At 59.5% G+C, this 25,480-nt stretch carries 21 protein-coding genes and 3 pseudogenes; 15 read left to right on the top strand and 9 right to left on the bottom strand.

The annotated features are described in order from the left end of the window. Positions 1–13 precede the first annotated feature (13 nt). From AC0L26_RS18685 to AC0L26_RS18675, 3 genes are read right to left on the bottom strand one after another with little or no spacing between them, the layout of a single operon-like run. Entirely contained in the window at positions 14–970 is a 957-nt protein-coding gene (locus AC0L26_RS18685) for a type II secretion system F family protein (protein WP_473633884.1), read from the bottom strand. 12 nt (positions 971–982) lie between these two features. Beyond that, positions 983–1,936 (bottom strand): type II secretion system F family protein, encoded by a 954-nt coding sequence (locus AC0L26_RS18680; protein WP_473633883.1) that lies wholly within the window; start codon positions 1,934–1,936, stop codon positions 983–985. Positions 1,937–1,953: 17 nt separating this feature from the next. Then, positions 1,954–3,336: a CpaF family protein gene (locus tag AC0L26_RS18675; protein ID WP_473633882.1), complete on the bottom strand. Its 1,383-nt coding sequence runs from the start codon at positions 3,334–3,336 to the stop codon at positions 1,954–1,956. A gap of 531 nt (positions 3,337–3,867) precedes the next feature. Here AC0L26_RS18675 and AC0L26_RS18670 point away from each other — a divergent pair. The 10 genes from AC0L26_RS18670 to AC0L26_RS18625 all read left to right on the top strand — a co-directional run bounded on the left by AC0L26_RS18670 (position 3,868) and on the right by AC0L26_RS18625 (position 11,960). Beyond that, entirely contained in the window at positions 3,868–4,041 is a 174-nt protein-coding gene (locus AC0L26_RS18670; RefSeq protein WP_473633881.1) for a Flp family type IVb pilin, read from the top strand. A gap of 95 nt (positions 4,042–4,136) precedes the next feature. Then, positions 4,137–5,183: a Flp pilus assembly protein CpaB gene (cpaB, locus tag AC0L26_RS18665; protein WP_473633880.1), complete on the top strand. Its 1,047-nt coding sequence runs from the start codon at positions 4,137–4,139 to the stop codon at positions 5,181–5,183. Positions 5,184–5,217: 34 nt separating this feature from the next. Then, entirely contained in the window at positions 5,218–6,660 is a 1,443-nt protein-coding gene (locus AC0L26_RS18660) for a type II and III secretion system protein family protein (protein ID WP_473633879.1), read from the top strand. A 4-nt stretch (positions 6,661–6,664) separates the two neighbouring features. Then, entirely contained in the window at positions 6,665–6,931 is a 267-nt protein-coding gene (locus tag AC0L26_RS18655) for a hypothetical protein (protein WP_473633878.1), read from the top strand. Positions 6,932–6,995: 64 nt separating this feature from the next. Continuing rightward, on the top strand, positions 6,996–8,459 hold the full coding sequence (locus AC0L26_RS18650; protein ID WP_473633877.1) for a TadE/TadG family type IV pilus assembly protein: 1,464 nt from the start codon (positions 6,996–6,998) through the stop codon (positions 8,457–8,459). Between the two features lie 5 nt (positions 8,460–8,464). Beyond that, positions 8,465–9,010, top strand: a complete 546-nt coding sequence (locus AC0L26_RS18645) for a TadE/TadG family type IV pilus assembly protein (protein ID WP_473633876.1) — start codon at positions 8,465–8,467, stop codon at positions 9,008–9,010. 2 nt (positions 9,011–9,012) lie between these two features. Continuing rightward, positions 9,013–9,639 carry a TadE/TadG family type IV pilus assembly protein gene (locus tag AC0L26_RS18640; protein ID WP_473633875.1) on the top strand — a complete coding sequence of 209 codons (627 nt, stop codon included), beginning with the start codon at positions 9,013–9,015 and terminating at the stop codon, positions 9,637–9,639. Further along, positions 9,636–10,799, top strand: coding sequence for a CpaE/TadZ family protein (locus tag AC0L26_RS18635; RefSeq protein ID WP_473633874.1), 1,164 nt, complete (start codon positions 9,636–9,638; stop codon positions 10,797–10,799). The genes AC0L26_RS18640 and AC0L26_RS18635 overlap by 4 nt, the downstream gene beginning before the upstream one ends. Further along, positions 10,783–11,373, top strand: coding sequence for a L,D-transpeptidase (locus AC0L26_RS18630; protein ID WP_473633873.1), 591 nt, complete (start codon positions 10,783–10,785; stop codon positions 11,371–11,373). The genes AC0L26_RS18635 and AC0L26_RS18630 overlap by 17 nt, the downstream gene beginning before the upstream one ends. Further along, a complete protein-coding gene (locus AC0L26_RS18625; RefSeq protein ID WP_473633872.1) occupies positions 11,370–11,960 on the top strand; it encodes a hypothetical protein in 591 nt (196 codons plus the stop codon). Before AC0L26_RS18630 ends, AC0L26_RS18625 begins: the two co-directional genes overlap by 4 nt. 100 nt (positions 11,961–12,060) lie before the next feature. Here AC0L26_RS18625 and AC0L26_RS18620 read toward each other — a convergent pair whose 3' ends face one another. Continuing rightward, complete coding sequence (locus AC0L26_RS18620) at positions 12,061–12,696, bottom strand: hypothetical protein (protein ID WP_473633871.1); 636 nt, start codon at positions 12,694–12,696, stop codon at positions 12,061–12,063. 363 nt (positions 12,697–13,059) lie between these two features. Between AC0L26_RS18620 and AC0L26_RS18615 the strand changes: the two are divergent. Together AC0L26_RS18615 and AC0L26_RS18610 are read left to right on the top strand one after the other, a co-directional pair. Then, positions 13,060–13,213 (top strand): annotated as a pseudogene (locus tag AC0L26_RS18615) (HlyD family type I secretion periplasmic adaptor subunit); the annotation flags it as partial. Next, on the top strand, positions 13,203–13,880 hold the full coding sequence (locus tag AC0L26_RS18610) for a ribbon-helix-helix domain-containing protein (protein WP_473633870.1): 678 nt from the start codon (positions 13,203–13,205) through the stop codon (positions 13,878–13,880). The pseudogene AC0L26_RS18615 and the gene AC0L26_RS18610, both read left to right, overlap by 11 nt. An 890-nt stretch (positions 13,881–14,770) precedes the next feature. On the opposite strand, the gene AC0L26_RS18605 is transcribed toward AC0L26_RS18610, so the two are convergent. The 5 genes from AC0L26_RS18605 to AC0L26_RS18585 all read right to left on the bottom strand — a co-directional run bounded on the left by AC0L26_RS18605 (position 14,771) and on the right by AC0L26_RS18585 (position 22,338). Beyond that, the gene (locus AC0L26_RS18605) at positions 14,771–14,893 is read right to left on the bottom strand and encodes a CsbD family protein (RefSeq protein WP_473634116.1); all 123 of its coding nucleotides are present in this window, start codon (positions 14,891–14,893) and stop codon (positions 14,771–14,773) included. 162 nt (positions 14,894–15,055) lie between these two features. Further along, positions 15,056–15,850 carry a hypothetical protein gene (locus AC0L26_RS18600; RefSeq protein ID WP_473633869.1) on the bottom strand — a complete coding sequence of 265 codons (795 nt, stop codon included), beginning with the start codon at positions 15,848–15,850 and terminating at the stop codon, positions 15,056–15,058. 120 nt (positions 15,851–15,970) lie between these two features. Then, complete coding sequence (locus AC0L26_RS18595; protein WP_473633868.1) at positions 15,971–17,464, bottom strand: glycosyltransferase; 1,494 nt, start codon at positions 17,462–17,464, stop codon at positions 15,971–15,973. Further along, on the bottom strand, positions 17,461–18,543 hold the full coding sequence (locus AC0L26_RS18590) for a glycosyltransferase (protein ID WP_473633867.1): 1,083 nt from the start codon (positions 18,541–18,543) through the stop codon (positions 17,461–17,463). The genes AC0L26_RS18595 and AC0L26_RS18590 overlap by 4 nt, the downstream gene beginning before the upstream one ends. A 39-nt stretch (positions 18,544–18,582) precedes the next feature. Then, positions 18,583–22,338, bottom strand: coding sequence for a glycosyltransferase (locus AC0L26_RS18585; protein ID WP_473633866.1), 3,756 nt, complete (start codon positions 22,336–22,338; stop codon positions 18,583–18,585). A gap of 972 nt (positions 22,339–23,310) precedes the next feature. Between AC0L26_RS18585 and AC0L26_RS18580 the strand changes: the two genes are divergently transcribed. The 3 genes and pseudogenes from AC0L26_RS18580 to AC0L26_RS18570 form a co-directional block, all read left to right on the top strand. Continuing rightward, a complete protein-coding gene (locus AC0L26_RS18580) occupies positions 23,311–23,625 on the top strand; it encodes a hypothetical protein (RefSeq protein WP_473633865.1) in 315 nt (104 codons plus the stop codon). 92 nt (positions 23,626–23,717) lie between these two features. Continuing rightward, positions 23,718–24,167: pseudogene (locus AC0L26_RS18575) on the top strand (DUF4347 domain-containing protein); the annotation flags it as partial. A 475-nt stretch (positions 24,168–24,642) separates the two neighbouring features. Continuing rightward, positions 24,643–25,480: pseudogene (locus AC0L26_RS18570) on the top strand (hypothetical protein); the annotation flags it as partial.

Below are 25,480 nucleotides of genomic sequence, written 5' to 3'. Positions count from 1 at the left end.
AGCATATACCTGCCTAGAAGAAAACGCCTTTCATTCGGATGATGACAGGCAGCATGACGACCATCATCACCACCGGAAAGATGCACAGCCCCAACGGAATCATCATCTTGACCGGCAAGGCATTGGCGCGTTCCTCGGCGCGAAGGATTCTCTGTCCACGCATTTCGTCGCTGTAGACACGCAGGGCTTCTGTCAAGCTTGTACCGAGTTCCTCGGATTGCCGGAACAGAACCGCCAGCGCCCGCGCCTCTTCAAGCCCGATGCGGTCAGACAGTTCGCGCAGCGCCTCGCGCAATGGCTTGCCGGCGCGCAACTGCAGAGTCATGATCGAAAGCTGGATACCAAGCCATTTATGGGTGCCGGCCAGTTCGTTGCTGACGCGCTCGACGGCCGCCTCGAGGCTCATGCCCGCGTCGGCGCAGGTGATCATCATATCCATGAAATCCGGAAAGCCACGACGGTAGATCTGCTTTTGCCCATTCTCGAACCGATCGAGCGCGATACTTGGTATGACAATGCATGCCAGCCCAACCAAGGCTGAACCTCCAAAAGCGACAAGGCCGGGCAATTGGGGCGGTAAAATCTGGGACAGGAATGCATAGGTCGCAATAAAGCCGGTGCAGACTGCCCCGAGCCGCGACAGAGTATAAATCAGCGGCGCGCCTGACTGGTAGAAGCCGGCGCGAAAGAGCTTCGCGTCCAGCGCGCTGGGCTCGTCCCGCTCCTTTTCGATCGATCGAAAATACGCCTCGACTGGCCGCTGCGCTGAAATCCTGGCCAGTTCTTCCTGTCCGACAAGTGAGCGGCGGTTGGGAATACCCTCTGCCATCAGGCTTTGCGCAACCAGTTTCCTCGTCTGCAGTGCCGGCAAGAACACGAGCGAGCCAACCAGGAAAAGCGCTACGGCCGCCAGGAAGACAGCAATGGAAACCAGAAGGCTCAAATCCCCGATATTCGAAAACAGGTTCATGGCTCGCTCCTGTCAAAAATCGAAATTGACCATGCGATACATGATAAAGTCACCCAGCAGGGCCCATAGCCCGAAAATCAGGAACACAGGCATGACCAGCGGGCTACCCCATACTTCGCCATAGTAGCTCGGAGCGATGCCCATGAGGATGCCGAGCATCAGAAGCGGAAACAGGGAAAGGATCCACGCGGACACTCGGCCCTCGGCCGAGAGCGCCCTGATTTTCAACCGCAGTTTCTGCCGTTCGCGCAACACCGATGCGAGGCTCGACAGGATCTCGGTCAAATTGCCACCGGTCTTGGCCTGAATTGACAGCGACACAGATAGCAGTTGAAGGCCCTCGAAGCCGACGCGTTGCGAGAGTTTCCGCACCGCGTTTTCAAGGCTCAGGCCGAAGGTGATTTCGTCGGAAACGATGCCGAACTCGGTGCCGAGCGGATCGGGCATTTCACGGGCGACAAGACCTATCGCCACGGAAGTCGGGTGACCGGCGCGCAGCGAACGCACGATCATGTCAAGTGCATCCGGCAATTGCTTCGCAAATTTCTGGATTCGCTTGCCGCGCGCGCGGCGGAGAACCAGAAACGGCAGGACGAATCCGATGAGAAGAAAGATGATACACGAAACCACCGTGGAGAAGTGCAGCAGGAAAGCCAATACCAGTGCCAGTACCAGCCCAGCGAGAATAAATATCGCGACAAACGACAGCGGATTCCCGGTAATGCCGGATTGAGTGTATAGCCTGTTCAGCCCGACCGCATTGAAAAGAAAATCGCCCGAGCCGGTAAGCCCACGTTCTCGCAGCAATCCCTGCAAGGTCTGTTCGGCCGGAACCTCGTCAGCGAGCCGCTTTAGGCGACGGTTGATCGTGCTGACCGTTGAGCGGCGCTTGGCGTAGCTCACGTACAAAGCCTCGGCCGCGAGAATGACCGACGCCGCCACCATCACATAGATGAGGTAAAGCAATGTCTGGCCCGACGGCATCAAAGCGGAACCTGCGGGTTGAACGCATCCTTGGCGAAGTGATGGCCGAGCGTCGCCGCTTCCTGGGCAAAGCGCGGACGGATGCCGGTGGCGCGAAATTCACCGACGATCTGACCCTCCGCATTCACATCGCGGCGAACGAAATGGTAAAGTTCCTGAAGCTGGACGACATTGCCTTCCATACCGGTCAGTTCGGAGATTGAAACGACCCGCCTGCCACCGTCCGAAAGACGCTGCGTCTGCACGATGATGTCGATGGCCGACGCGATCTGCGCTCGAATGGACTCATGGGTCATCGGCATGCCGGCCATGCCGACCATCTGTTCCAGCCGCGATATTGCATCGCGCGGCGTGTTGGCATGGATGGTGGTCATCGAACCTTCATGGCCGGTGTTCATCGCCTGCAGCATGTCAAAAGCTTCTTCACCGCGGACCTCGCCGACGATGATGCGGTCCGGCCGCATGCGCAACGCATTCTTGAGCAACTCGCGCTGGCGGACCTCGCCCTTGCCCTCGACATTGGGCGGGCGCGTTTCGAGGCGGCCGACATGCGGCTGCTGCAATTGCAGTTCCGCCGCGTCCTCGATGGTGATCAGACGCTCCCGAGACGGGATGTAGCTCGACAGCGCGTTGAGCAAGGTTGTCTTGCCGCTGCCGGTGCCGCCTGAAACCAGGATCGACTTGCGTGCCTGCACCGCGATCCGCAGCAGGTCGATCATCGGCTGGCGGATCGAATTGAACGCCATCAGGCGTTCGAGCGAATAGGGATTCTTGGAGAATTTGCGGATGGACACCAGTGGGCCATCCACCGAGATCGGCCGCACCGCGATGTTGACACGCGACCCATCTTCCAGCCGCGCATCGACCATCGGCGCGGATTCATCGACGCGTCGGCCGATGGCCGAGACGATCTTGTTGATGACACGCAGCAGATGCGCCTCGTCGCGGAAACGGATCGAGGTCTCCTCAATCACGCCGCGCCGCTCGATGAAAACCCGGTTGTGTGTGTTGATCAGTATGTCGGAAATTGAATCGTCTTTCAGCAGCGGTTCGATCGGCCCCAGGCCGAGCATCTCGTCGGCGGTGTCGCTGGTCAATTGATCGAGCTCGCGAGCATTCAGCGGCACGTTGCGCGCGCGGACAAATTCTCGCACGATCGGCCGGATCTCATTCAGGATTTCATCCTTGGACGCGTTTTCAAGTGCGGTCAGGTTGAAGCGGTCAATGAGGTGGCGGTGGAGCTCGACCTTGAGCGTCAGGAAATCGTTACCATGCGGTTCGACAACAGGAGAAATCGTCGGGGTGGCGGGCAAAACCGCCATCGGCTCGAGCTTTGGCTCGACTCGCAACTCGCTTGGCCCTTTGGTGAACCGCCCCAGCATATCGCGTTATACTCCCCCGTAAGATCCGTCGCCACGGAAACTAAACGTTAACCACGCAGGGCACAAGCGCCAGCCGCGCACCATGCAATTTAATACTTCAGACATAGTTAAGATCAAGCATCAGAAAACGCGACGTTTATTTGGTCAGCGGCGCTGTCCTGATGGAACACGAGCACTCGCCTTTCAATGCCAAATGCTTCTTTGCCACAAAGGCGCCATGGAACCCACGCAAACCCTTAGATATAAAGGAATATGCACTATCGCTAATACCGCCCCACTCCTGCCATATCCATGGCCAAATTATGAACGAATGGTTAAGACGGGTTAAAAAACGAGCCGAACCAATGTTTTGGTCCCCTTCAGATCGGCAATATTCTTGCCAGATCATGTATAGGAAAGTTAAGAAACCCTTAATCCCGTTTGACTCTGATTTTCGTCGGGACTTAGATCGAGATGACGGGGGATGCTTGGGTATGGATTTCATCCTTGGCTCGTCTCGTCGGGTTCAAACCTCCAAAGGGAGAAATTGGCATGAAGAAGCTCATGACGATGACCCGGCAGTTCCGCGACGACGAAAACGGCGCTGCCATGGTCGAATATACTATCCTGCTCGGCCTCATTACCGTGGCCGTGATTCTCTCGGTCATATTCGTCGGCGGTTGGGTCGGCACCCAGTGGACGGCGCTGTCGGGAGCGTTGCCGTGATATCTTGATCTAATCATCGACGCCGGTGACATCCCGGCGTCGATGATCAAGAATAGTGCAGTGAGCTGTGCAAACGCAGTCGGGTGGGGCAAGAAATGCGCGCAAACAGTGTCATCATGATCGTTCTCGCCGGCGTGTTCGGCGTGCTGGCGGTGGTGCTCGCCAATGTTTGGCTGGCCAGCCAGCGCAGTGCAATGGCGCGCCCGGATGATGTTCAGCGCGACACAGTTGTGGTGGCCGCGATGCCGTTGAAATTCGGCGACACGCTGTCGGCGGACAAGTTGCGCGAAGTCGCCTGGCCCTCAGGCGCCGTCCCGACCGGAGCTTTCAAGACAACGAAAGAAATGCTGGACGGCGAAGGCACCAGGCAGGCGCTGCAGGCGATCGGCGTCAACGAGCCCGTTCTCGCCACCAAGATCACTGGCCCGGGCCAACGCGCTACCCTTTCAGCGGTGCTCGGCGAAGGCATGAAGGCCGTCTCTATCAGGGTCAACGACGTGCTTGGCGTGGCCGGGTTCGTTTTCCCCGGCGACCGGGTTGATGTGCTGCTGACGCGCAAGGTACGCACCGGCCAAGGGACGGATCAGAGTTTTGTCGACGTGCTTCTGCAGAGCATGAAGGTGCTCGCCGTCGACCAGGTCGCCGATGAAAGCACCGAGAACCCGACGGTCGTGAAGGCGGTCACGCTCGAGGCTAGCACCAAGGACGCACAGAAGCTTACCCTCGCCGCCGACGCCGGCCAGCTGTCCCTAGCGCTTCGCCAGGCTGCCGCCAGCAAGGGCGAGACGACCGAACGTATCACGCTTTCCGACCTGACCGGTGATACGCCGGACGATGTCGCCGCCAGGCAGGCCGAACTCGCCAAGCAGGCTGCAGCCGAGGCTGAGGCCGCGGCCGAACGCAAGCGCGCGGACGACAAGATCAATGGGCTGACCCAGGCCGTGGAACGTGTGGGAAGCAGGCTCGACCTGTTGAGCAGCGCAAAACCTGCTCCGGCAGTGGCCTCAGCACCCCAGATGCAAGAAGTAGTTAAGGAAGTGATCAAATATGTGCAGCCGGAGCCGCCGGCGCGTGCGACAATCGGCGTTTTCAGGGGTGTGAAGCTCGAATCCTACGACGTGCCGCGACAAAAATTACGCTAGGATATTACCGACGAGTCGGTAGGGGGTAGTCTAGATGCGAATGTTCCGGGGACCACTGGCGGCTGCCGCGCTGGCCTGTTCGGTCATGCTATTGCCGATCGATCTTACTGCTCATGCAGCCGACCGCAGGATCGATGTGTCGAACCCCAGCGTCCACCGTATTTTCCTGCCCATGTCGCAGTCGGTGACGATCCAGGTGAACGCCACTCTCGGCGACATCGTCGTCGGCGACGAGAAGATCGCCGACGCCCAGCCAATGACCGACCGGACGCTTTATGTCATCGGCAAGAGCGCGGGCACCACCACCGTCAACCTCTTTTCAGAAGACAAGCGCTCGCTCGGCGTGATCCAGATCGAGGTCGGCGTCGACGTGAGCGACATGGCGCAAGCGATCCGGCAGGTGGCTCCCAGCGCACGCATTGATATCGGATCGGTCAACGGCAAGGTCAGGCTTGGCGGCCATGTCAAGGACGGCGCAACCCTGGCGGCGATCATGCAGGTTGCCCAGCAATATGGCCCTGACGCGATCATAAACGCCGTGACCGTCGACGACAGCCAGCAAGTAAATCTCGAAGTGCGCGTGCTGGAGGCCAAGCGCAATGCCGGCCGCGATCTCGGCGTTTCAATCAGGAGCACCAACGGCAGCGGCACGACCCGCACAGGAACCGGGATTGCCGCCGTCGACGAGGACGGTTTAGTGCTTGGACCAGGAAATCTGGTCAGCGGTCTCCTGGGGAATTCGAGCCCGTTCGCAGCGCTGATCACCCGCGTCATCGACAGCGATATCAAGGTCGACCTGATCATCGAGGCGCTCGAGGCAAAGGGCGTTGTGCGCACTCTTGCCGAACCCAATCTCACCGCGCTGTCGGGTGAGGTTGCCAGCTTCAACGCCGGTGGCGAAGTGCCAGTGCGCCGCCTGGTCGACGACGAGGTCGTCATCGAATACAAGCAGTTCGGCGTCAATTTGCTGTTCACGCCGATCGTGCTCAACGACGACAAGATCCACATCAAGCTGGCGCCGGAAGTGAGCGACCTGAGCGGCTTCACGGCCGCTGGCGACCCGATCTTCACCAACCGTAAGCTGTCGACCGCGATAGAACTGCGCGACGGCCAAAGCTTCGCCGTCGGCGGGCTTTTGTCCAGCAAGAACACCAAGATCCAGGAACAGGTGCCATGGCTCGGCCAGGTTCCGATCGTCGGCGTACTGTTCCGGAATTCGAGCAATCAGAAAGAAGAGACGGAGCTGGTCGTCATCGTCACGCCGCGTATCGTACGCCCGACAAAGCCCGGCGAGCAGCTGGCGACGCCATTCGACAAGACGCGACCAGCCAACGACCCGGAGCTCTTCCTCCTCGGTCAGCTCGAAGTGACCAAGGACATGGTCCGCAAATATGAGCTCGGCCAAGGCGTGGTCGGCCCCTACGGCCACATGCTCGACCTGAAATCCAAGGACAAAATGATCTATGTCAAGAAATAGCGCCTTGATCCTTCTTTTATGCGCCGGCGTGCTGTCGGGCTGCGCCGCCGACTACCTGAACAATTACGAAACGGTGACACTGGCTGCCGGCGACACGCAGAAATACAATTCTCTGCTGCAGACGGTCGATCCGCTCAATCCCGCGTCGAAGAACACGGCGATTGAAGGCGATGGCGCGCGTGCTGCCGCTGTTGCCCAGAATTACAAATTCCCACCACCACCGCCGCCTCCGCCGGCCATAACGGTCAATGTCGGCGACACCGGGGATTAAACAGAAGGATGCGGGTTCAGCGTCAGGCAAAGTGACTGGCGTCAGGGGAGCTAAGAGTAAGACCATGCTGCGGATTGTTCGCGCGTTCTGGCACGATCAGAGGGGAATAGCGCTGATCCTGGTCAGCATCATGCTGCCGGCGATCATCGGGTTTTCGCTGCTCGCCATCGACATGAGCAGGGTGAACAATCTGCATAACGACCTGCAAAAGGGTGCCGACGCCTTCTCGATCGCTGCCGCAGCCGAGCTTGACGGCAAGTCGGACAGCATCACCCGGGCCGATAGAGCGCTGCTCACGCTGGTTGCCAATCGATACAACTTCTCGACGGCAGGACCGCCTCAGACACTGGCAGCTGCCGGCGTGACGCGGCGTTACCTCCGCTCCTTGCCGGCCACTGACAATCTGCCGATCGTGGCGGCCAATGTGATCACCGACGAACTTAACGACCCCCACCTCGCCCGTTTTGTTGAGGTCAGCGTCAACCCGGTCGGCTTTGCCGCGATTTTCCCGGCCTCGTTTTTACAGGCCGGCGCCAGCAATTCTTTTACGGTCGGCGCTGTCGCTGTCGCCGGTTTTACATCCGGCGTCTGTGACTTCACGCCCGTCTTCATCTGCAATCCGTACGAGAACGATCCTGACTACACCCTCGAAGAGGCAGCCGCCAGCGTCGCCCTGCGGCGGAGGCTCATAGAACTGCGCAAGGTCGGCAACGGTGCAGCCGCCGGTCCCGGCAACTTTGGCTTTCTCGAGCCGCCGGAAGGTGTCGGCAACGGGGCCCAGGCCCTTGCACAGACCATCGCCACATCGAGGCCGATCGGCTGCTATAATTCCGCGAGCGTTGACACGAAGACCGGTCAGAATGCCGGCCCGGTGCAGGACGCCTTCAACGTTCGTTTCGGGATCGGAGCTAACGGCAATCATTTCGCCAGCCCAGAGTACGGTCCTGCCGCCAATGTTCGAAAAGGGGCGATACAGACTTCAGGCGGCCCCAATCAATGCGCTTCCATGAACAAATACTCATTCACCGAAGCTGGCACCATGGGCCTTCCGCGCGATCCGGCAACGCCATACATGGGCGGGCGAATGGGCAATGGAGACTGGAACTTCTCCGCCTATTGGAACACCAATTTCGGTTCAGCTGCCTATCCATCGGCATGGGATACGATCAAGCCGACACGCTATCAGGTCTACCGCTACGAGATATCGGCCGGTTTGGTGGGCACCGCGTCTACCGGTGGAGAGATCGGAACGCCGCCCGCAGCCTGCCAACCGCCTGTCACGTCGGTGGACCGTCGCCTGATCTATGGCGCGATCCTGAATTGCGACGCGCTCAACGATACCAACGATCTTTCTGGCCACAGCACCGGCCTGCCGGTCGAAGCATTCGCCAGTTTCTTCCTCACCGAGCCGGTGGCCTCGCCGTCGGAGGATGGATCCGTCATGGTTGAACTGGTCGACATCACCGGGCGCGGCGGCCAGGGCACGCTCGACAACTTCCTTCGTGACGAAGCCCAGCTTTATCGGTGATGGCGATGATCCGAACGCTATTCCGCCACCTCGACAGATTTCGACGCGACAGCCGTGGTGCGGTCCTCGTCGAAATGACGCTGATCACGCCGCTGATGCTGATCTTGTCGGCAGGTGTGTTCGAGTTCGGCAATCTGATCCACAAAAAGCTTCTGATGGAGGCCGGCCTGTCGGACGCGGCACGCTTTGCCGCGCGCTGCAACAGCCAACTGTATACTAGCTACCCTGGATTCACGGCGATCAACTGCGCCGATATCGCAGCAAACATCGCGGTGTTCGGCAATGTAGCAATGACAGGCAGTCCGCGCATCAGCGACTGGGAGAAATCGGGCGGGACATCCAACAATGCGACGGTGACCATCGCGGCCCCCGCTTCCTGTCGCGACGCCGTCGTCGCCGGCGTCACCCAATATCGCTCCACCACGGCACAAGTCTGTATCGTCCGAGCGGTCGGCAACTATCCATATGCCGGCGTCGGCATGCTGTCGTTCATCGGAATCGGTCCGATCACGCTGACCGGCTCTCACGAGGAGCGGTTGATCCGATTCTGATCATGATCAAGCGTTTTGCGAAATCGGAAGACGGCGCGGCGATGGTAGAAATGACCATCGTGGCGACGCTGCTGTTTGCTCTTGTTCTCGGCTTCGTGGATTTCGGCAATGCCTTCTATCAATGGAATGCGGCCACCAAGGCCGTACAGATCGGCGCAAGGTTGGCCTCCATTTCCGATCCGGTCGCGCCGCAGATTTCCACAGCTGGCCCGACTACGACGCCGGGAGCGCCAGTAGCCGCTGGTTCTTTTGCCTACGTTTGCAACGGCGCAACATCGACCTGCAACTGCACAGGCGCCTATTGTGTCGCCGGCGTCTGGTCAGCAGCAAATTTCACCAGAGTCTATGCAGGTGACGACGGGGTATGTGGTCCCGTGGCCGGCAGTCGTCTCGGCATGTGCGACTTCTATCCCTATCTGCAGCCGGCGAACGTCGTCGTCCGTTACTCGGCCACAGGGCTTGGCTACCAGACCCGGCTGGGCGGTCCTGTACCGACAATAACAGTCAGCCTTCAGAACGTGAACTTCCAGTTCTTCTTTCTGCAGGGACTGATGGGGTTCGCGAATATCACCATGCCCTCGATGCTCAGCACGGTCACGGGCGAAGACCTGAGGAGTACATCCCCATGAACGCCATCGACACCAAGGTTCTCCCGACCAAACGAAAGCAAGTGGCGTTGTTCTCGTCGGATCCGCAGTTCAAGCGCGAGGTGGCGACGCGGCTCGATGCGTTGGCGATCTACGATGTCAGGATTGCCGAGACAGCTGAGTTCCTCAAGGGCCCGCCTGCCGAGACGCGGCCGGGCATCGTCATCCTCGACCTTGGCAATGGCGAGCTGCTCGACAATGCGGGAATAGTCGCGGCGCGCGCCTTATGGGCGGCCGTGCCGCTGATCGCGGTCTCCGACGAGTTGACCTCCGAAAAGACGCGCATCCTGGTTCGCATGAACGCCTCGGACTGGCTGCACAAGCCGCTCGACGCCAAGGAGCTGCTGAACGCGGTCACCTTCCACGACACCGGCAACCAGGGCACCAAGAGCCGCATCATCACTTTCATCAGCGCCAGCGGCGGCGCCGGAGCCACGACGCTCGCTTTGTCGGCGGCGGAATTCCTGGCGTCGAAATCCGCCGAACGTGCGGCTTCGACCTGCCTCGTCGACCTCGATTTCCAGAGCGCCAATTGCGGCGCTTATCTCAACCTGTTCAACCAGTTCGACCTGGCCGGCATCATCGGCCAACCGGAAAGGCTCGATGTCGAACTGATGGACGTCATTAAGCTCTCTCGCCCGTCCGGCCTGACGCTCTATGCCTTCGAGAGGCCGCAACTGCCGTTTGAGCCTCAGGGCGCCGATTTCGTGTTCCGGCTGCTGGACCTCGTCGCCTACCGGTTCGATGACATCGTCATCGATCTGCCGAATATCGAAACCCCCTGGCAGAATTCCGTGCTTTCGACGAGCGACGAGATCTTCATCGTCTTCGAGCTCAACGTCGCCTCGCTGCGGCAAGGCAAGCGGCTCTACACGAAGATTCGCGAGCTGCGCGGCAATTCGGTGAGCATCACGCTGGTCGCAAACAAGCATAAGCGCAAATGGTTCGGCAACCACTTTTCGCGCAGCGAACTCGAGAAGATTTTCAGGGCGCCGCACATTAAGTCGGTCAGCCTGGACAATGCGCTGCTGACCGACGCGCTGAACCGGGCCATCCTGCCTTCCGAAGTGGCTGGGCGGGCGCGTTTCAACAAGGACCTGAAGCGGATGTTCAAAGAGCGGCTCGATGACGCAGCCCGCTAGATACCGCATCGTCCCGAGGCTTGCCGGCGCCTGCATCATGGGCCTGGCGTTGGGGATGCCGGCCTGGGAATTCGCCCATGCTCGATCCGCGCTGTCGGACCGGCCGCCGTTGCCGGCAATGGGACCCAGCCTGCGCAAGGCGGTTGCTCTCCAAACCGCGGAACAGCCCGGCACGATTATCATCCGCAAGGACGAGAAGGCGCTCTATCTGGTAACCCGGCAGGGTCAGGCGCTGCGCTACCAGATCAGCGTCGGACGCGACGGCTTTGGCTGGACCGGCATCGTTAAGGTCGGGGCGAAAACGGAATGGCCGGAATGGCGCCCGCCCAGGGAAATGCGCGCCCGCCAGCCGGAGCTGCCGGAAATGGTGCCTGCCGGTCCCTACAATCCGCTCGGCGCCAGGGCACTCTATCTGCTGCGGGACGGGCGCGACACGCTCTACCGCATCCACGGCACCAACGATCCCAAGGGCATCGGCTTCGACGGAACATCGGGATGTTTTCGTCTTACCAACACCGACGTGATCGATCTCTTCAAGCGCGTCTCGGTTGGCGCAAAGGTGGTGGTTCAATGACGATGATCAGCGACCCGGATATGCCAGCGATCGACATTGGGCCGGTAACCCACACTGAAGAGCAAGCTGCAGTAGGGAAACCGAGCAATGCAACGATGATCGGCGTTGTCGCCGTCGGTGCCCTGCTGATCACGGCGGCGAACATAACGGCCGCGGTCTATTTCTACCACGGCATCAACGATCTGCGCTTTGTCGAACGGCGGCTGGAACAGCTCGGATCGTTCGAGCAACGGATCGCAGCCCGGCTCGATACGGTCAACAACGGCTTTCAAAGCCGGTTCGAAAAACTGGACAGTCAACTGCAGGGCAGCTTCAACGAAGTCAAAGGCAGTATTGCCCGGCTTGAACAGAACCTGCCCCTGGACAGTGACGACGACATGTCGAGCGTGGCGGAGCCTTCCGTGATCACGACCAGCACCATGGCGGAAGCGGCCACCGATCCCGAAGAAGCGACCGAACCCAGTATCGTCGATGTGCCGCGCCCGCTCAAAAGGAAGATCGCGGCGGCGCTGCCTCCTGCCCCGAACTCCTCCTACCAGCGCATAGTGCAGCCGGACGGCAAGGTCCACTACAAGAAAATCAATTAGAAGCGACATCGAGAGCGGTATTGCGTTCAGCTGCTTGCCGAGCTGCCGTCATCCTGGTTGGCAATGCCGATCGGGAGCGAGACGGGCTGTGCCCTGGATCCTAGAGATCCCGCTGCAGAGCAAAAAGCCGTACGGCGAGCGCTTCGGAACGCTGTCGCGCTTCGCCGAGAAACGCAACATGGCAGTAGGCGCAGGCTGCAGTGCCTAGAAGCAACACCAGGCTGTTCTGCCATGTGAAATCGAGGATCAGTGAGAATGGATGGCCGCTGGGCGCGGTGAACGCCGCAATCGTGCTCGCTGTTTCAGAATGGCTGCTGGAAGCGATCATCAACCCGGCGAAAAGCAGAGCGATGTGGTTGGCAAGAAAGAAGAACGCGGTCGATTTTCTCGTCCGGCAAGCTATCCAGCAGACGATCGATGCGGCGATCAGGATAGCGGCATCAAGGATCATTGAATCGCTCAAATAGAGGTCGACCTGCTGCCAGAACATCGTCGACAAAGGGCGCAGTTCAAGCCAGACCCGCCACATGGCGGGGCTGGCCGAATAGGTTCCCAGCAGGAACGTCGCTGCTCGCTCCCCTGCAAGAATCAGAAGGATGAGAGCCGGAAAGGCAAAAAGCAGTAGCGGCTTGCGCGTCATGTTCCCTCGACAATCGACAAGCAGAATAGACTGCAAAGATTGCGCGAGGCTTAATCGAAGGCGTGCTCTTCCCGAACAGAGGCGCTTCTGAGCCACGCCCCCGAGGATTCGCGGCGAGCAACATTGGTCAAAGGCGCAGGGCCGCCCTGCCACAACCGTACCGGGCCCCTTGTTTATGTGCCATTTTTGTACATTCCGAAACTTGTCGCCCGAATTCGGTCCTTAGCCAGCGCTAAAAATCAATAAACACTCACATATTCGAAGAATTTGTCGGATAATCTGTCAAAGCTCAGTGACAAGGCTTGGCCATAAAAAATGCAGGGCAGAGCGTGGGGCGGGGGTAGAAATGAATACGACAATCAAAGTGGCCATTGGCAAGCGCCTTGGCCTTCTGATCACATTTCGATGTTGGCTCGCGGAAGCGCTAGTGCCCTCACGCTCAAGGAAGCGACGGCCGGTGTCGCGAGAGACAAATCGACGCTCGAACGGGATGGCAAGGCTTCATCCGGGCAGGATCTGCTCTGTCGACATCAGGACCGGACGCAAGACGATCCTGAGTTACCTTTTGAAGCCGATCAACAAGGCGCGACAGGAGGCCATGAGTGAGCGCTAGCGCCACCTCTCCCCCCAGCAATCCCGATCCGCTACTCCTGCCGCTCGCCAAGGAGGATTTTGGCCTGGAATTTCGAGTTGTGGCGCGTGGCGGAACGCGCCGCGGGATCCGCTTGGAGCGGGCTTTTTGGATATCGCTGAAGCAGATGGCTGAGAGCCGGAAGTGCACCATCGGCATGCTCATCGATGAGATAGCCGAAACTCAGGCACAGAAAGGGAACCTGACATCGGCGATCCGGGTAGCCTGCATATGCGGACAGGCGAAGGAAAACGTGACGTTGAGTAAGCTTGCGTCAATAACGACAATCAACGCCATACTGGTTGCCTGCCCTTCGCCTGCATTTGCCTTGACGTCATCGAAGAAGATCCTGACCTTCAATGCTCCATTCCAGCAACTGGTGAAGCGCCAACTGCCTTCCAGATCAAACGATGATGCACGGCACGACCTCAAACTGGCGCTGGACCTCAACGTTGCCGACATTTTTGCGCGTCTCGACCTCAACGGCGAAACGCCGGTCACCAGCGGTTTTGTCATCGGCGTCGGCGAACGCCAGTACCGTGGTCAATTGAGCGCCGTGCGGGCGCCGGTGATCGAGCCGGAACTGCTGATGGCGTTCGTCTTCGGCCAGACCGGTTCGAGCAGTATTGAACGGTTCAACCCTGGCTGAAGACACTTCGCGCGATTTTCACAGCGATCATGTTCGGCTCCGAACCTTCGCCAGGAGCAACCGTTGCGAGCCGCCCCTGATGTCGGCCATCTGCTTTTGCGCGATAGATCCACGCCTGCCGGTGTTCGATAACCAAACGGAATACGATCCGGAACGCAAAGTCCTCTCAGTGCGGTTCCTGTCCAACTGCAAACGGTGGTGTTTGACGGCGTGCCGCCGGAAGACTATCCGTGCGAGAGACGTTTCACCTATCGATCGAGTTTCAACGGCTCATGGTCGGGGAGATGATGATGCAGCACCTCGCGAAGGTTCCGCTTGTCGAACGTCTGGCCACAACCGGGGCAGAATTCCAAATGCCCTGCTTCATCGTTTGCGGGCGGCCCGTGGCGCGTGCCCTTGGTGCCGGTTGCGGGGTTGTTGGTTCGATCTCGTTTCACGTTGGTCGCTGCCGAACTGTGATAGCAATGGCCCGACAGCCTATCGGGGGTGACCAGCGGGCCGCCGGGGGCCTAGCCGGCGAGCAGTTGGGTCGTTTGCCGGCTGGCGCGAGTTATAAGCCATTTCATGCAAGATTGCTAATTTAGTAAAATGGTCATGATCCGATCCAGATTCTCGGCCTAGAGGCGGCCGCGTTGCTTTGCGCCCGCGAGCCGACGGGGGATTGAGCGGCGTACAATTGAGCGCGAAGAAAGGTTGTAGGTGTCAGCGGCACCTCAACTGTTAAATCGCTGTCCAGGGTCCAGAGGGGCCAGGCGGCCCACGCTTCCTATCTTCACTAACAGCGCGCCAGTTGAGCAGGATGTGCCGATTGAGCCTTAAGAAAAATCAGCTCAGCTAATCCTTCTGGACCAGTCGTCGATCTGACGCTCTGCCTCTTCCTTGGCGATTCCCTATCGCTCTTGGATACGTCCTAGGAGCTGGTCGCGGTTGCCCTCGGCGCGGTCAGGATCATCGTCGGCAAGGTCACCCCATTGCTCCTTGGCTTTCCCTTTGAGCTGCGTCCATTTTCCCAGTTCATGGTTGCCTCCTTTGTTGTCTGAAGAAAATGAGTACGCGACCTCGCGCCTCACCTTGACCTTTTGGACACATTCCATTCCGCGGTTGCCGCAGCCCCCTGGCGCTCGGTGCGGTTTCCGAAGATCGCAGGTGGAGGGTTCTTCCTTCACTCTGGCTGGTCACGCGATGCGCAGCAGTTCGCGCAGCCGGATCGGCAGTCGCGGCGAGGCTTGCAGTTCGGCACAGCTCACCTCCCATCGCTTCAGGTACTCAGCGATCGGCAGGCCGGTGCGGCCGGGCCAGCGGTTGAGTGCGCCCAGCGCCTCGACGCAGTCCGGAGCACTGTCGTATTCGGCGAGAATGGTCAGTGACATCGCCTGCGCGAATGGATTGAGGCCGGGTATTTCGATCTCGGTGCGATGACCGGCGAACCATGCCGCGGCGTCGCGGGTGAGCCCCTGGCTGTCGGCGAGCGCACCATACTTGCGGATGATGTTCCTTCGATACCGGGCAATGGAATCGCCGAAAGCGTTGTCGCCGGCGAACGGCGGATCCGCTTTCCAACTCTTTGCCAGCCGCGCCAGCCCGCGCAGCGAGAAGGCCTCCACCATCGCTTCCTCGAGCCACTGGCAGGGCGGCGCCGGCGTGGCGTCGCGCTGCCAGCTGTTGGCAAAGACATGGCCGAGTTCGTGCCCGAATTGATAAGCGAGCTTCGACCAGTCCCGTTCGCCGATGTCGACGATGACCCAGGCCATGCTGCTGTTGTCAGAATGCAGCCAGACAGCCGGCGAACCCGAGGCATGTCGGTCGACGCGAAGTCGCGCTGGCTGGCGATCGGAGACCAGGCGGATGCCATCCAGGCAAACCTGGCGCATGCGCTCGACGACTTGCTCTGCCGCACGCGGAAGCATGTGCCCCCAATCACCTGCGAGTGCGATCGGCGCGGTGAGGAGCGTCGGAGAGGGGGCGGACATTGCCACTGTATCGGGCCACGAAACACCCCAGCGCGTCAACTCGGGCCGCGCAAATAGCATAGAAGCACTCCCTGCGCCAAGGATGAAGTTACGCCGCTTCATGCTTGCTCCACACGACCGTCACAAAGCGCTGCTCACGACGCCACGTTGCCCAGTCGGACTTCTGCCTTCGATCAGGTCGATCCATTCATCAATTGAATACCGCCAGTCGAATTTGCGTGCAGCTTCCCTTATTGCGTAGCACTTCTCAACGAATGCACCGGGATTGTCCTTGTAGTGACGCAGAGTAGCGCTGGTGAACGCCTTGAACTTTTCCGGCTCGATCGGGGCTATGATACCTCCGCCAAGATAGGCCTTGAGGGGAAAGTGCCCCACTGGAGTCCCGATGACTAGCCGCCCGGCCGCTGCGCCTTCCATCACCGACAAGGGACCGGACTCGTTGATCGAACTGGTCACAACGGCGTCAACGCTCTGATAGAACTTAGGCATGTCGTGGAATGAAATCTGTTTTGCGGTCGAGCCGGCCACCTTGAAATCCAAACCTGCCGCCTCAACCGCCTTTTCGGCGAGTTCTCCCCGTTTCAACTCCACACCGTATGTCGTTACCGACATCGAAGTGGCGTAGCCAACTGTTGCTAGTCGCTCAGGCAATGCGGAAAAAAAAGCCTGATAGTCAATTCCCAAGGGCGCCACTTTTGGCGCTCGCGTCACTCCGCGAACTACTGACGCCGAATATAAATACTCACTAACGACGCCATAGTTTGCAAATCTATTAAAAATATCTAACCCTTTTTGTTCGATCAGCATTCGTATATCGAACTCAGAATGAGATACGGCTATTATCCTGTCGTATGGTACTTTGTAGTTATCGGCAAGAACACATACCCCATCAAGAGCCGTCAAATAAAAATCATAGTAATTTGAAATAGCGTCAACCAGATTTGCATTATTGGACTGCCAGTCCAATATGTCAACTATAAACCCTCTGTTGCTCAAACGGCGCGATAAATCATAATATACCCTGCCATGTGACCATTTTGTATATCCGAATATCAGAATTTTGCAGCGTTTAGATCGCCTATTTGAATTTACCCTCGTGATCGGATGGACGATGAAGCTTTGTATCCGCCCTATATCGAATTCTGTTTCTGCAACACGCCAAGTATTGTCGTAGTTCACGCTGAACTCTGTGCACCAGTCTTCAGACGCGATGAAAATCTCCCACGTGCTGCAGACCAACGCAGACAGCCTAATTTGCCCGTCGGGCAGCGCCGACAAGAACATGCGGTCGGATCTCATTGCCAGCAGGCCACGTTCGAGGGGAATCTGTTCGAGCGTCGTCGGATCAGCGGATCGATTTTCGCGCTGCGACCGTGAAACGGCTAGGCACCGGTCGGCGTAGCAGACAATCGGTTCGGAGGAGCGGTCGACCACATGGAGCAGCTGACCGTCCCGATACCTGCCTACCTCACCCCTGCCCGCCTCAAAAAAAGCGTTCGCAGGACTGCTCTCGTTCGGGCCATGGCGCAACTCACCTGTGGAGGGATCGACATACATGACTGTGCCGAACGCCGTGAACAAGCGCGAACGAGACAATGGCGAGAGCTCGCTCATTTCGGTACCCGCACCTCCTCCCGTCGACGAAGGAAGAAGTCAAGATTATCTCTGAGGCGCGGATTGGCTGAATCCAGTTCAAGCGCCTTTTGTCCCCATTCCACAGCGCGATCCATCAGGTTGAGATGCCACGCCGCGATCGCACCGAGATCATAAAGTCGAAAACCCCAGCAGTTTGCGTCGTCCAGATAGCTTCCGGTGCGGCGCGTTTTCTCGATGCCGTTAGTGCAAGCCCAGAACAGATTCAGCCAGTCGGCCTTGCCGTGGAACTCCTCGCCAAGGTCGAGCCAGATCTCGCGGCGGTGCGGCGCTTCCATCCGCGCTTTGTCCAACCACGACAACCTGTGCTCGGGCTGCATGCGCGCGATGTAACGCATTGCCTCGGATCGCTCTTCGCCCCACAAGCTGGTCGGCAAGGCAAGGTAGCGTTCAAGCAGCTGGACGGCCCGATCTTGCTGATTGGCCCACATCAAGTCTCGACCGAGCCAGAAGCAGATCTGTCCGTCAGCGGAATCTTCCTTGTGTGCAACTTCCATCAGAGGCAGATAACTGCTCCTGGTCGGCTTGGTGAGGTCTTGTACCTCGAACATGACGATGTCGTTGCTGCTTGCCGTCACTTCCCTTTCTCCGGTGAAGACAAGGGCCTCATGGACCGGCCGCTTGAAGCGATACCCCCAGCGATGGTGAAAATTCTTCGCCGGCCAGCTTCGCAACGGTGTCGGGTCATCGACATGCGATTTGTAGGTGGTCTGACAAAAAAGGGCGGTGGTCTCGGGTTTCCAGGCCGCCTCGAGCTTCGCCCGCCAGCCAGGCTCGAGAAATCGGTCCATGTCCATCGTGCAGCACACGTCAACATCGGCGGGGATAAGTGCCATGGCGGCGTTGCGGGCATCGTCAAAGCGCCACGGGCGGATCGCTATCCGGTGCACGGTAACGCCGGCAGCCATCAGCCGCTCCACCGTGCCGTCGGTGCTGCCGGTATCGGCCACAATGCGATAGTCGGCGTCGACGGCCGAGTTTGCCCACCGCTCGGCGTGAGCGGCTTCGTTCAATGCGATGGTGTAGACTGCGACTTTCAAATGCACCCCGCTACTCAGCGCCCTGTTGCATGACCACGCCTAGGGGACGTGCCTCGACCCGCCGCGCTTGCGGATTGCGACGAGGCCTCCCAGCAGCCTTGCCCGATTCAACTCGTAGTGACTGTCGAAGAACAATATCTCGGCGAACTGGCCGGCAAGCACGCTCACTCCCAGCGGATCGATCGATCGCGCGGTGCCATATTGCTGGATTTCCCGCAGCAGGTTCTTCGTCAGTGTGATCTTGGTGGAGTCCTCACCCGGTGGCTGCCAATCGAGATCCTCGATGAAATACCAGCCACCCTCGGCGAGCAAAGGGAAGAACTCGCGGAGTGTGAGCTGCTCGTCGAATGACGCGTGGCTACCGTCGTCGATGATCACGTCGAACGAACCTGGTGCGAGCTTTGCGGCCACCTCCCGCAGATCGTCCAGTTTGGACTGGTCGCAGATGAACGATTTGAACCGGTCATTGTTGAGCCGCGAAAAATCTGTCAGGTCGACGCCGATCACCTGGCAGAACGGAAAATAGCTCTGCCAGAGCGAGACCGAAGGCGTTTCGGTCTGCCTGCCTTCCGCCCGCCCACGACATAGCCCGATCTCCATGAGCCTCTGCAGGGAAAACCGCTGGCTCGACAGCAGGCGATCATAGACTCTGGCATAGGCGTGCCGGTTGCCGGTCCGCCGGTTTTTGTCGGTATTGAAGCGGTCGGCGAGACTTGTGAGTGTTGGGAAGCTGTCGAGCGGGCTGATGAGCAGCGAAATCAACGGCGCGCCTTCGTCGCCCGGCCGTGCGTCGTTGCGCGCCGTCCACAAATGGATGCCGAATACGCGCTCGTCCTTCAGGTAGTCAGCCAGTTCGGCAATCGGCTTGTCGAACCTGTCGATTTCCGTCCAATCGATGGCGTTGAAGTACATCGGGCTGGCTACGCTGTCACGCAATTCGGCACCTGCGTCGGACGCGATGTAGTCGGAGAGCAGCTTTGGGCCGATGTCGCCGAATTCCTTGCCATGCGTTCCATGGAAACGCTCGACCGACATCTCATACAGCGTCCTGAGGTGCCCACTGTGGGGTTGGGCGTACATGACGTTGCCGCAGATGAAGTGGCCCTTGTGCGCTCCCCGCCACTGCAGATTGAAAAAATGATCGCCACGGAAGGGGAACGACCGCAGCATAATAACGTCGCAATCCATCCATAGCCCGCCATGCTCGTAGAGTACGGCGTAGCGAAAGATATCGCTGAAATACCTGATCTCGGAGCCGGCGACGATGCGGTCGAACAAGGCCTTTGGCAGGACGTCGTTCGCATCCCGGATCTCGACCCCGTGCCGAACCAGAAATTCGAGTTTGTTCGGCGAATAGGTCCATACCCGCACCGGATGGCCCACCGCTCGCATCGACGTTGCTGAGGCAATCAAGGTACGATGCTCGGCCTTGTCGGACATCACCTCGTAGAAACAGTTGATCTGCGGAAGTGCGGCGTTGTCGCCACCCAGGAATGGAGCAATCCGCGCGTCGAACTGGCGCGATTGCTCCCTTCGTCTCAGCGGTGAATCGGCGTCACGCAGAAACGGCGCCACCTCATCAAACATCTCCTCTGTCGATTTCGCACTGCTGGAGCGGATGCTCTTGCTTTCCGTCGGCGCCTCGCCTCTTGCTTGATCGCCAGAGAGGCAAGGCTTGGTCGCGTCTCTGCTTGCGGGAACGCCATGCGGTGGAGATCCGGATTGCCGTGACGATGGCGGCAGGTTGGGCCCTGTATAGGCCACGCCCGACGGCAGGCGATCCACGTCCTCGAGCAGAACCCCCACATCTGCTTTGTCGACTGTCGCGATCCAGGACTCGCTATCGGCCACGCCGTAGGAAATCAGCAAGCGCCTTTCATCCGGATGCCAGGCCAGGCCGGCAGCGAATTCAACGGCCTTTCTGTTGAAGAAGAACGGGCGGCTCACTTTTTGCAGGTTGTTCGTTTCATCGAACCAGACGAACCGATGCATGTAGTAGTATCGTTTCTCCGCAGCCCTCCACAGCACTTCGTGAATCAATGCCAGCCAACCGCCGTCGAATGCGATCAGCTGGGTGCCCCCCCTGAACCGTTGGGTCGCGATCACGGGCGATGTCTTGGAGATAGACCCACCACGCTCATCCACTGCCTGGGCAGAGTCACCAAAATAGATGAACTGCAGCTCCTCGCCGCCAGCTGCACCAGCTGGTTTGATTTGCGGCATCCAGTTCTTCTCGTGCACACGCGGGCCTGACGGCTCCACCACGCGCCAGTCAGTCATCCGCTGTGGGCTCGATCCGCGATCATCGATGCGCGCGATGACCTGCTCACACCAACCCTCCGGCGTCAGCTCGCGTACACACGAGACGCCCCACAGCTCCTCGCGCCAGGCAAACAGGCGCATGTCTTCAAAACCGAGGACCTTGTCGTAAGCCGGCTTCGGCCAATCGGACGGGGGCAAGATCTCGTTTGCGGACTGAACGTCGAGTTCGTCGCTCAAACCAAGCAGGAAATTGCGCGTATGGGCCGCTCCATCCGGCGAGTCGCCAGGGAAACCGTCTTCGGAAAAGCTGTGGTTCCCGGCCCCTTGCAGGAGCACGATCTTGTCGCCCCATCGGGCCACCGACGGGTTTGATGCCCTGTAACCGTTGGGTGCCGTGAACCCAAGCGGACGTGCGCTGAAGGATGGCATCATCGCCTTGGCGGGCTTGACGTAGAAGAACAGGTTGGACCAGGCCAGTTCGCGAGGCGTATCACCGACGTCCCGATTCAGCGCCAGCCAGTTGCAAGCAGCAAAACCGCGGTCCTTGCGTACCGGGTCGCGGGCGTAGTTTGCCGCGATCGCATACTCCTCCTGCAAGCCCGTCGTGTAGACAAAATCCTCGACAAACAGGATGTCGTCGGGTCGCTTGATCGCCAGCCCCGCTTCCGAAAATAACACGCTGGCGTCGTTCATCCCCTTGTCGCGATAGAACCGTGCCAGGTCGTGGAGCGGCTCGGCACGTTGTGGCCGTTGATTGAAAGAGGCGAGCGCCTGCTCGACGAAGCCGGCCTCGTCGCCTAGCTTGCGCAGGCAGCGCGCCTGCTGCAGGCGGGCGTTCCATGCCTCCTCGTCCCAGCCGCCCATCACGGCGCGCTTGGCGTAAGCGGCCGCGGCCTCCGCTGTCCGTCCGGCATCGCGGTAGGATTGCGCCAAGTAGAACCAGTAGCGTTGATTTTCGGGATCTTTCTCCAGCGCTTCCAGCAACAGCCTGGCGTCACGCTCGAACTTGTCCACCCGGTTCGAACCGCTGGCATGGTCCTTGTACCAAGCGCTTCTCAGTTGCTGCACGCCTCCGGGCACATCGATGTATTCGTGGGTAACCCCGTGGTAGCGCGCGCCGACGTCGCGCCGGACTATGCGCGTGTTCCAATAGGCGAGGCCGGAATCCGCGCGTTGCAGCAGCCGGTAGCCCGGACCGTCGAGTTGCTCGCGAAAGCCCGCGTCCTCGACCATCAGCTCCATGTCGGCGTCGTCGAACAAGAGAAAGTCATAAGCAAGCGGTGAGGCATAGGCGTGATCCAGCGCGGCGTTGCGCGCCTGCCCGAAATTGTGGAATGGGAACTCATGCAGCTCGCCTGGCAGGTTGCGGGCGGCGAAGAACGATTTGACGAAATCCTGTGTCCCATCTGTCGAGCCGGTATCGCCAATGACCCAGCAGTCGATGTGGTCGACAACCGCCCCGAGACAGCGCTGCAGGTTGGCCATCTCGTTCTTGACGATCATGTTGAGGCAAAGGCGCTTGCCGTTTGTCATCTGTGATTTGTCGACTCTCAACCTGGCTGTCGTTTACGGGAATTGTTCGATTGCCGCCTTGCCCTCGCCGAGCAGGGATCCGCTTCGATTTGGATTTTCAGGTTTCGATCGCTCATGCATTTACTCCGCTGTCTCGACCCTCTGCCAATCCGATCGATAGAACAATCCGAATCCTGAAGATCCGATCATTTCGTTCTCACGGTTGGTGCAGAGATCGTCCTGCGAAATCGAGCTTAACCTTGTCCTTCATTGTTTCCCCCCAGCCGAAGCGCCAGCAAGATCAGCAGAAAATGTCACGAACAGACCCTGTCCGAGCTGCATTTGTCTGCATTGAGAGCTCCGGTTCATCAGGTCTATGTTCCATACTTCGCCGCCATTTGCGGGCTGCCGTCAAGATTCAAGATTAAAGACAACCCGCAAACCGTCAACACACCCCACCCACGCAAGGAGCGCCAGACGCTTGGCGCGCGATACAGCTTGCCCGCGTTATTCGTGCGCGGAAGCTGGCCATCTCGGTGAGCAAAACTGGCGATGACGACTTCGATTTCGCCAATGAAAGAGGCGCGTCCGAAGCGCCGATGACGTGCCAAGTTACTGCACAACATCCATTCGAATGATGACGTTTTTCACGATCCGGGGCCCCTTCAATAGTTCGCGCCGAGCCCGTTGGCACGACTGGGGAGGGAATTGCGGTGGGTAGAATAATATCCCGTGCGATCCGGGGGAGCACGTTGTGGACCCCTCGCTTGAATAGTTCTCAACCCCATCCGCAGCCAGGCGCTGGAAGCGATCACGCCGATCGTCCGGCTGCGTACTGCGAAAGTCCCTCCATGGTTGCTGCATGCCGCGCGTCTCGAGCGCCGATGGCTGCCGCGACCGAATCTCAGCGAGCGCGGGCGCGCGCCAACCATTGAAACCTAAGGGTACGAAACAAGAGAAGCTGCGGCACAGCCGCCGACCAAGGAGAGCGTGATGAGCTACACAGCAGGGTTTGCAGTTATGGAAGTCACCGTTCGGGGCGTTTTGCCGATCGGCGACACGACCGACAATGTAACTTATTTTATTTTGGACATGGCCAAGAGCGCGATCGTTGGCCAGGTCGTTCTTCCCAAAACCGTCAAGCGAAGCCTGGCTGTCGCCCTCACCGTCAAAGTCCCCAGCACCGCACGCTCATATGCGATTGGCACGTTTGACGACGGCGGGAATTTCCAGACCGCCAGCTTCCTGCGCGTAGAGACCCCAGCTGTTGACGGTCCCGACGGCGCCGTGGGTCCGTCCGGGCGATGACCGCCTCCCAAGTTCATTGTCCCTGACGCTCGCCGGCCAAGCCGGTGGGCGTTTTCCCTTTGAATTGAATTCGAAGCCAACAGGAGCCAGTCATGGCCCGTGCCTCTGAAATTCTTTTTGTCGATCCTTCAGTCTCCGACCCGGAGATGGTTCTCGGCAACCTGCGGCCCGAAGTCCGAGCAATTGTGCTCGATGGTCGCCGACCGGCGCTGCAGCAGATCGCTGCCGCGCTCGCAGGGCACGAAGGGCTCGACGCGGTTCATATCATGGCGCATGGCGCGCCTGGCCGGGTTAGCTTCGCTGCAGGAGAGTGGTCATCGGGGACATTGAAAGAAGCGGCTGACGATTTCGCCGCAATAGGCAGATCTCTTGCCGTGGACGGCGAACTGCGGCTGTGGAGCTGCGAGACGGCATCGGGGGATGCAGGTGAACCTTTCCTGGAGGCGCTGGAGAAGGCGGTCGGCGCGGACGTTCGCGCATCGAGATCGCTGGTTGGCGCAGCCGCCCTGGGCGGCGCCTGGGAACTGTCCCCACGCGGGAACGCGTCCACGCCCCTGCCGCCGCTGACCTCGGATGGGTTGGCAATTTACACCGGCGTGCTTGCTTCAGGCAATCTGACACTCGAGGGAAGCATCGCTGCTGGTAGCGGCAATAATATTAACACATTTTATCTTGTTGACACCAACAATACATTTATAGACCCCCCTGGGCCTACAACAGAATATTCAGATGATAAAATTGTTGGTAGTTTTCAACTTCCATCTGCGTCGAATGGTTTCGTTTTTACATTTGCTATAACTATAAATGTTCCAGACACTACTCATACTTATCTAATTTACGACAGCGGCTTCAAATTATACGGCACACTTACGCCTTCCGGAGGCGGTTATACGTTCGCGACGGTGGCTGACAACAATGGCGATAATGGCGATACGTTCAATAGTGGTAGTCTCACCCTCACGAGTCAAATAGGCCCGACGGGCCCGACGGGTGCCACGGGCGCGACTGGAGCCACCGGTGCGGGCTCGACCGGTGCCACAGGTGCGACTGGCGCTTCAGGTGGAACGGGCGACACGGGTGCTACTGGCGATACCGGTGCAACTGGTGACACCGGCGCCACTGGCGATACCGGAGCCACAGGCGACACGGGTGCAACGGGCGACACCGGAGCCACTGGCGACACGGGTGCAACGGGCGATACCGGTGCAACGGGCGATACCGGAGCCACAGGCGACACGGGTGCAACTGGTGACACCGGCGCCACTGGCGCGACCGGCGATACCGGTGCAACGGGCGACACCGGAGCCACAGGCGACACGGGTGCAACGGGCGATACTGGTGCAACGGGTGACACTGGAGCCACTGGCGAGACGGGTGCAACAGGCGATACCGGTGCAACTGGTGACACCGGCGCCACTGGCGATACCGGAGCCACAGGCGACACGGGTGCAACTGGCGACACCGGCGCAACGGGTGACACCGGCGCCACTGGCGATACCGGAGCCACAGGCGATACCGGCGACACCGGAGCCACCGGCGACACGGGTGCTACTGGCGATACCGGTGCAACTGGTGACACCGGCGCCACTGGCGATACCGGAGCCACTGGCGATACCGGTGCAACGGGCGATACCGGAGCCACTGGCGACACGGGTGCAACTGGCGACACCGGCGCAACGGGTGACACCGGAGCCACAGGCGACACGGGTGCAACGGGCGATACCGGAGCCACAGGCGACACGGGTGCAACTGGTGACACCGGCGCCACTGGCGATACCGGTGCAACGGGTGACACTGGAGCCACTGGCGAGACGGGTGCAACAGGCGATACCGGTGCAACTGGTGACACCGGCGC

The organism is Mesorhizobium sp. WSM4823 (assembly GCF_055811195.1).
This window is presented reverse-complemented; position numbering and strand designations above follow the sequence as displayed.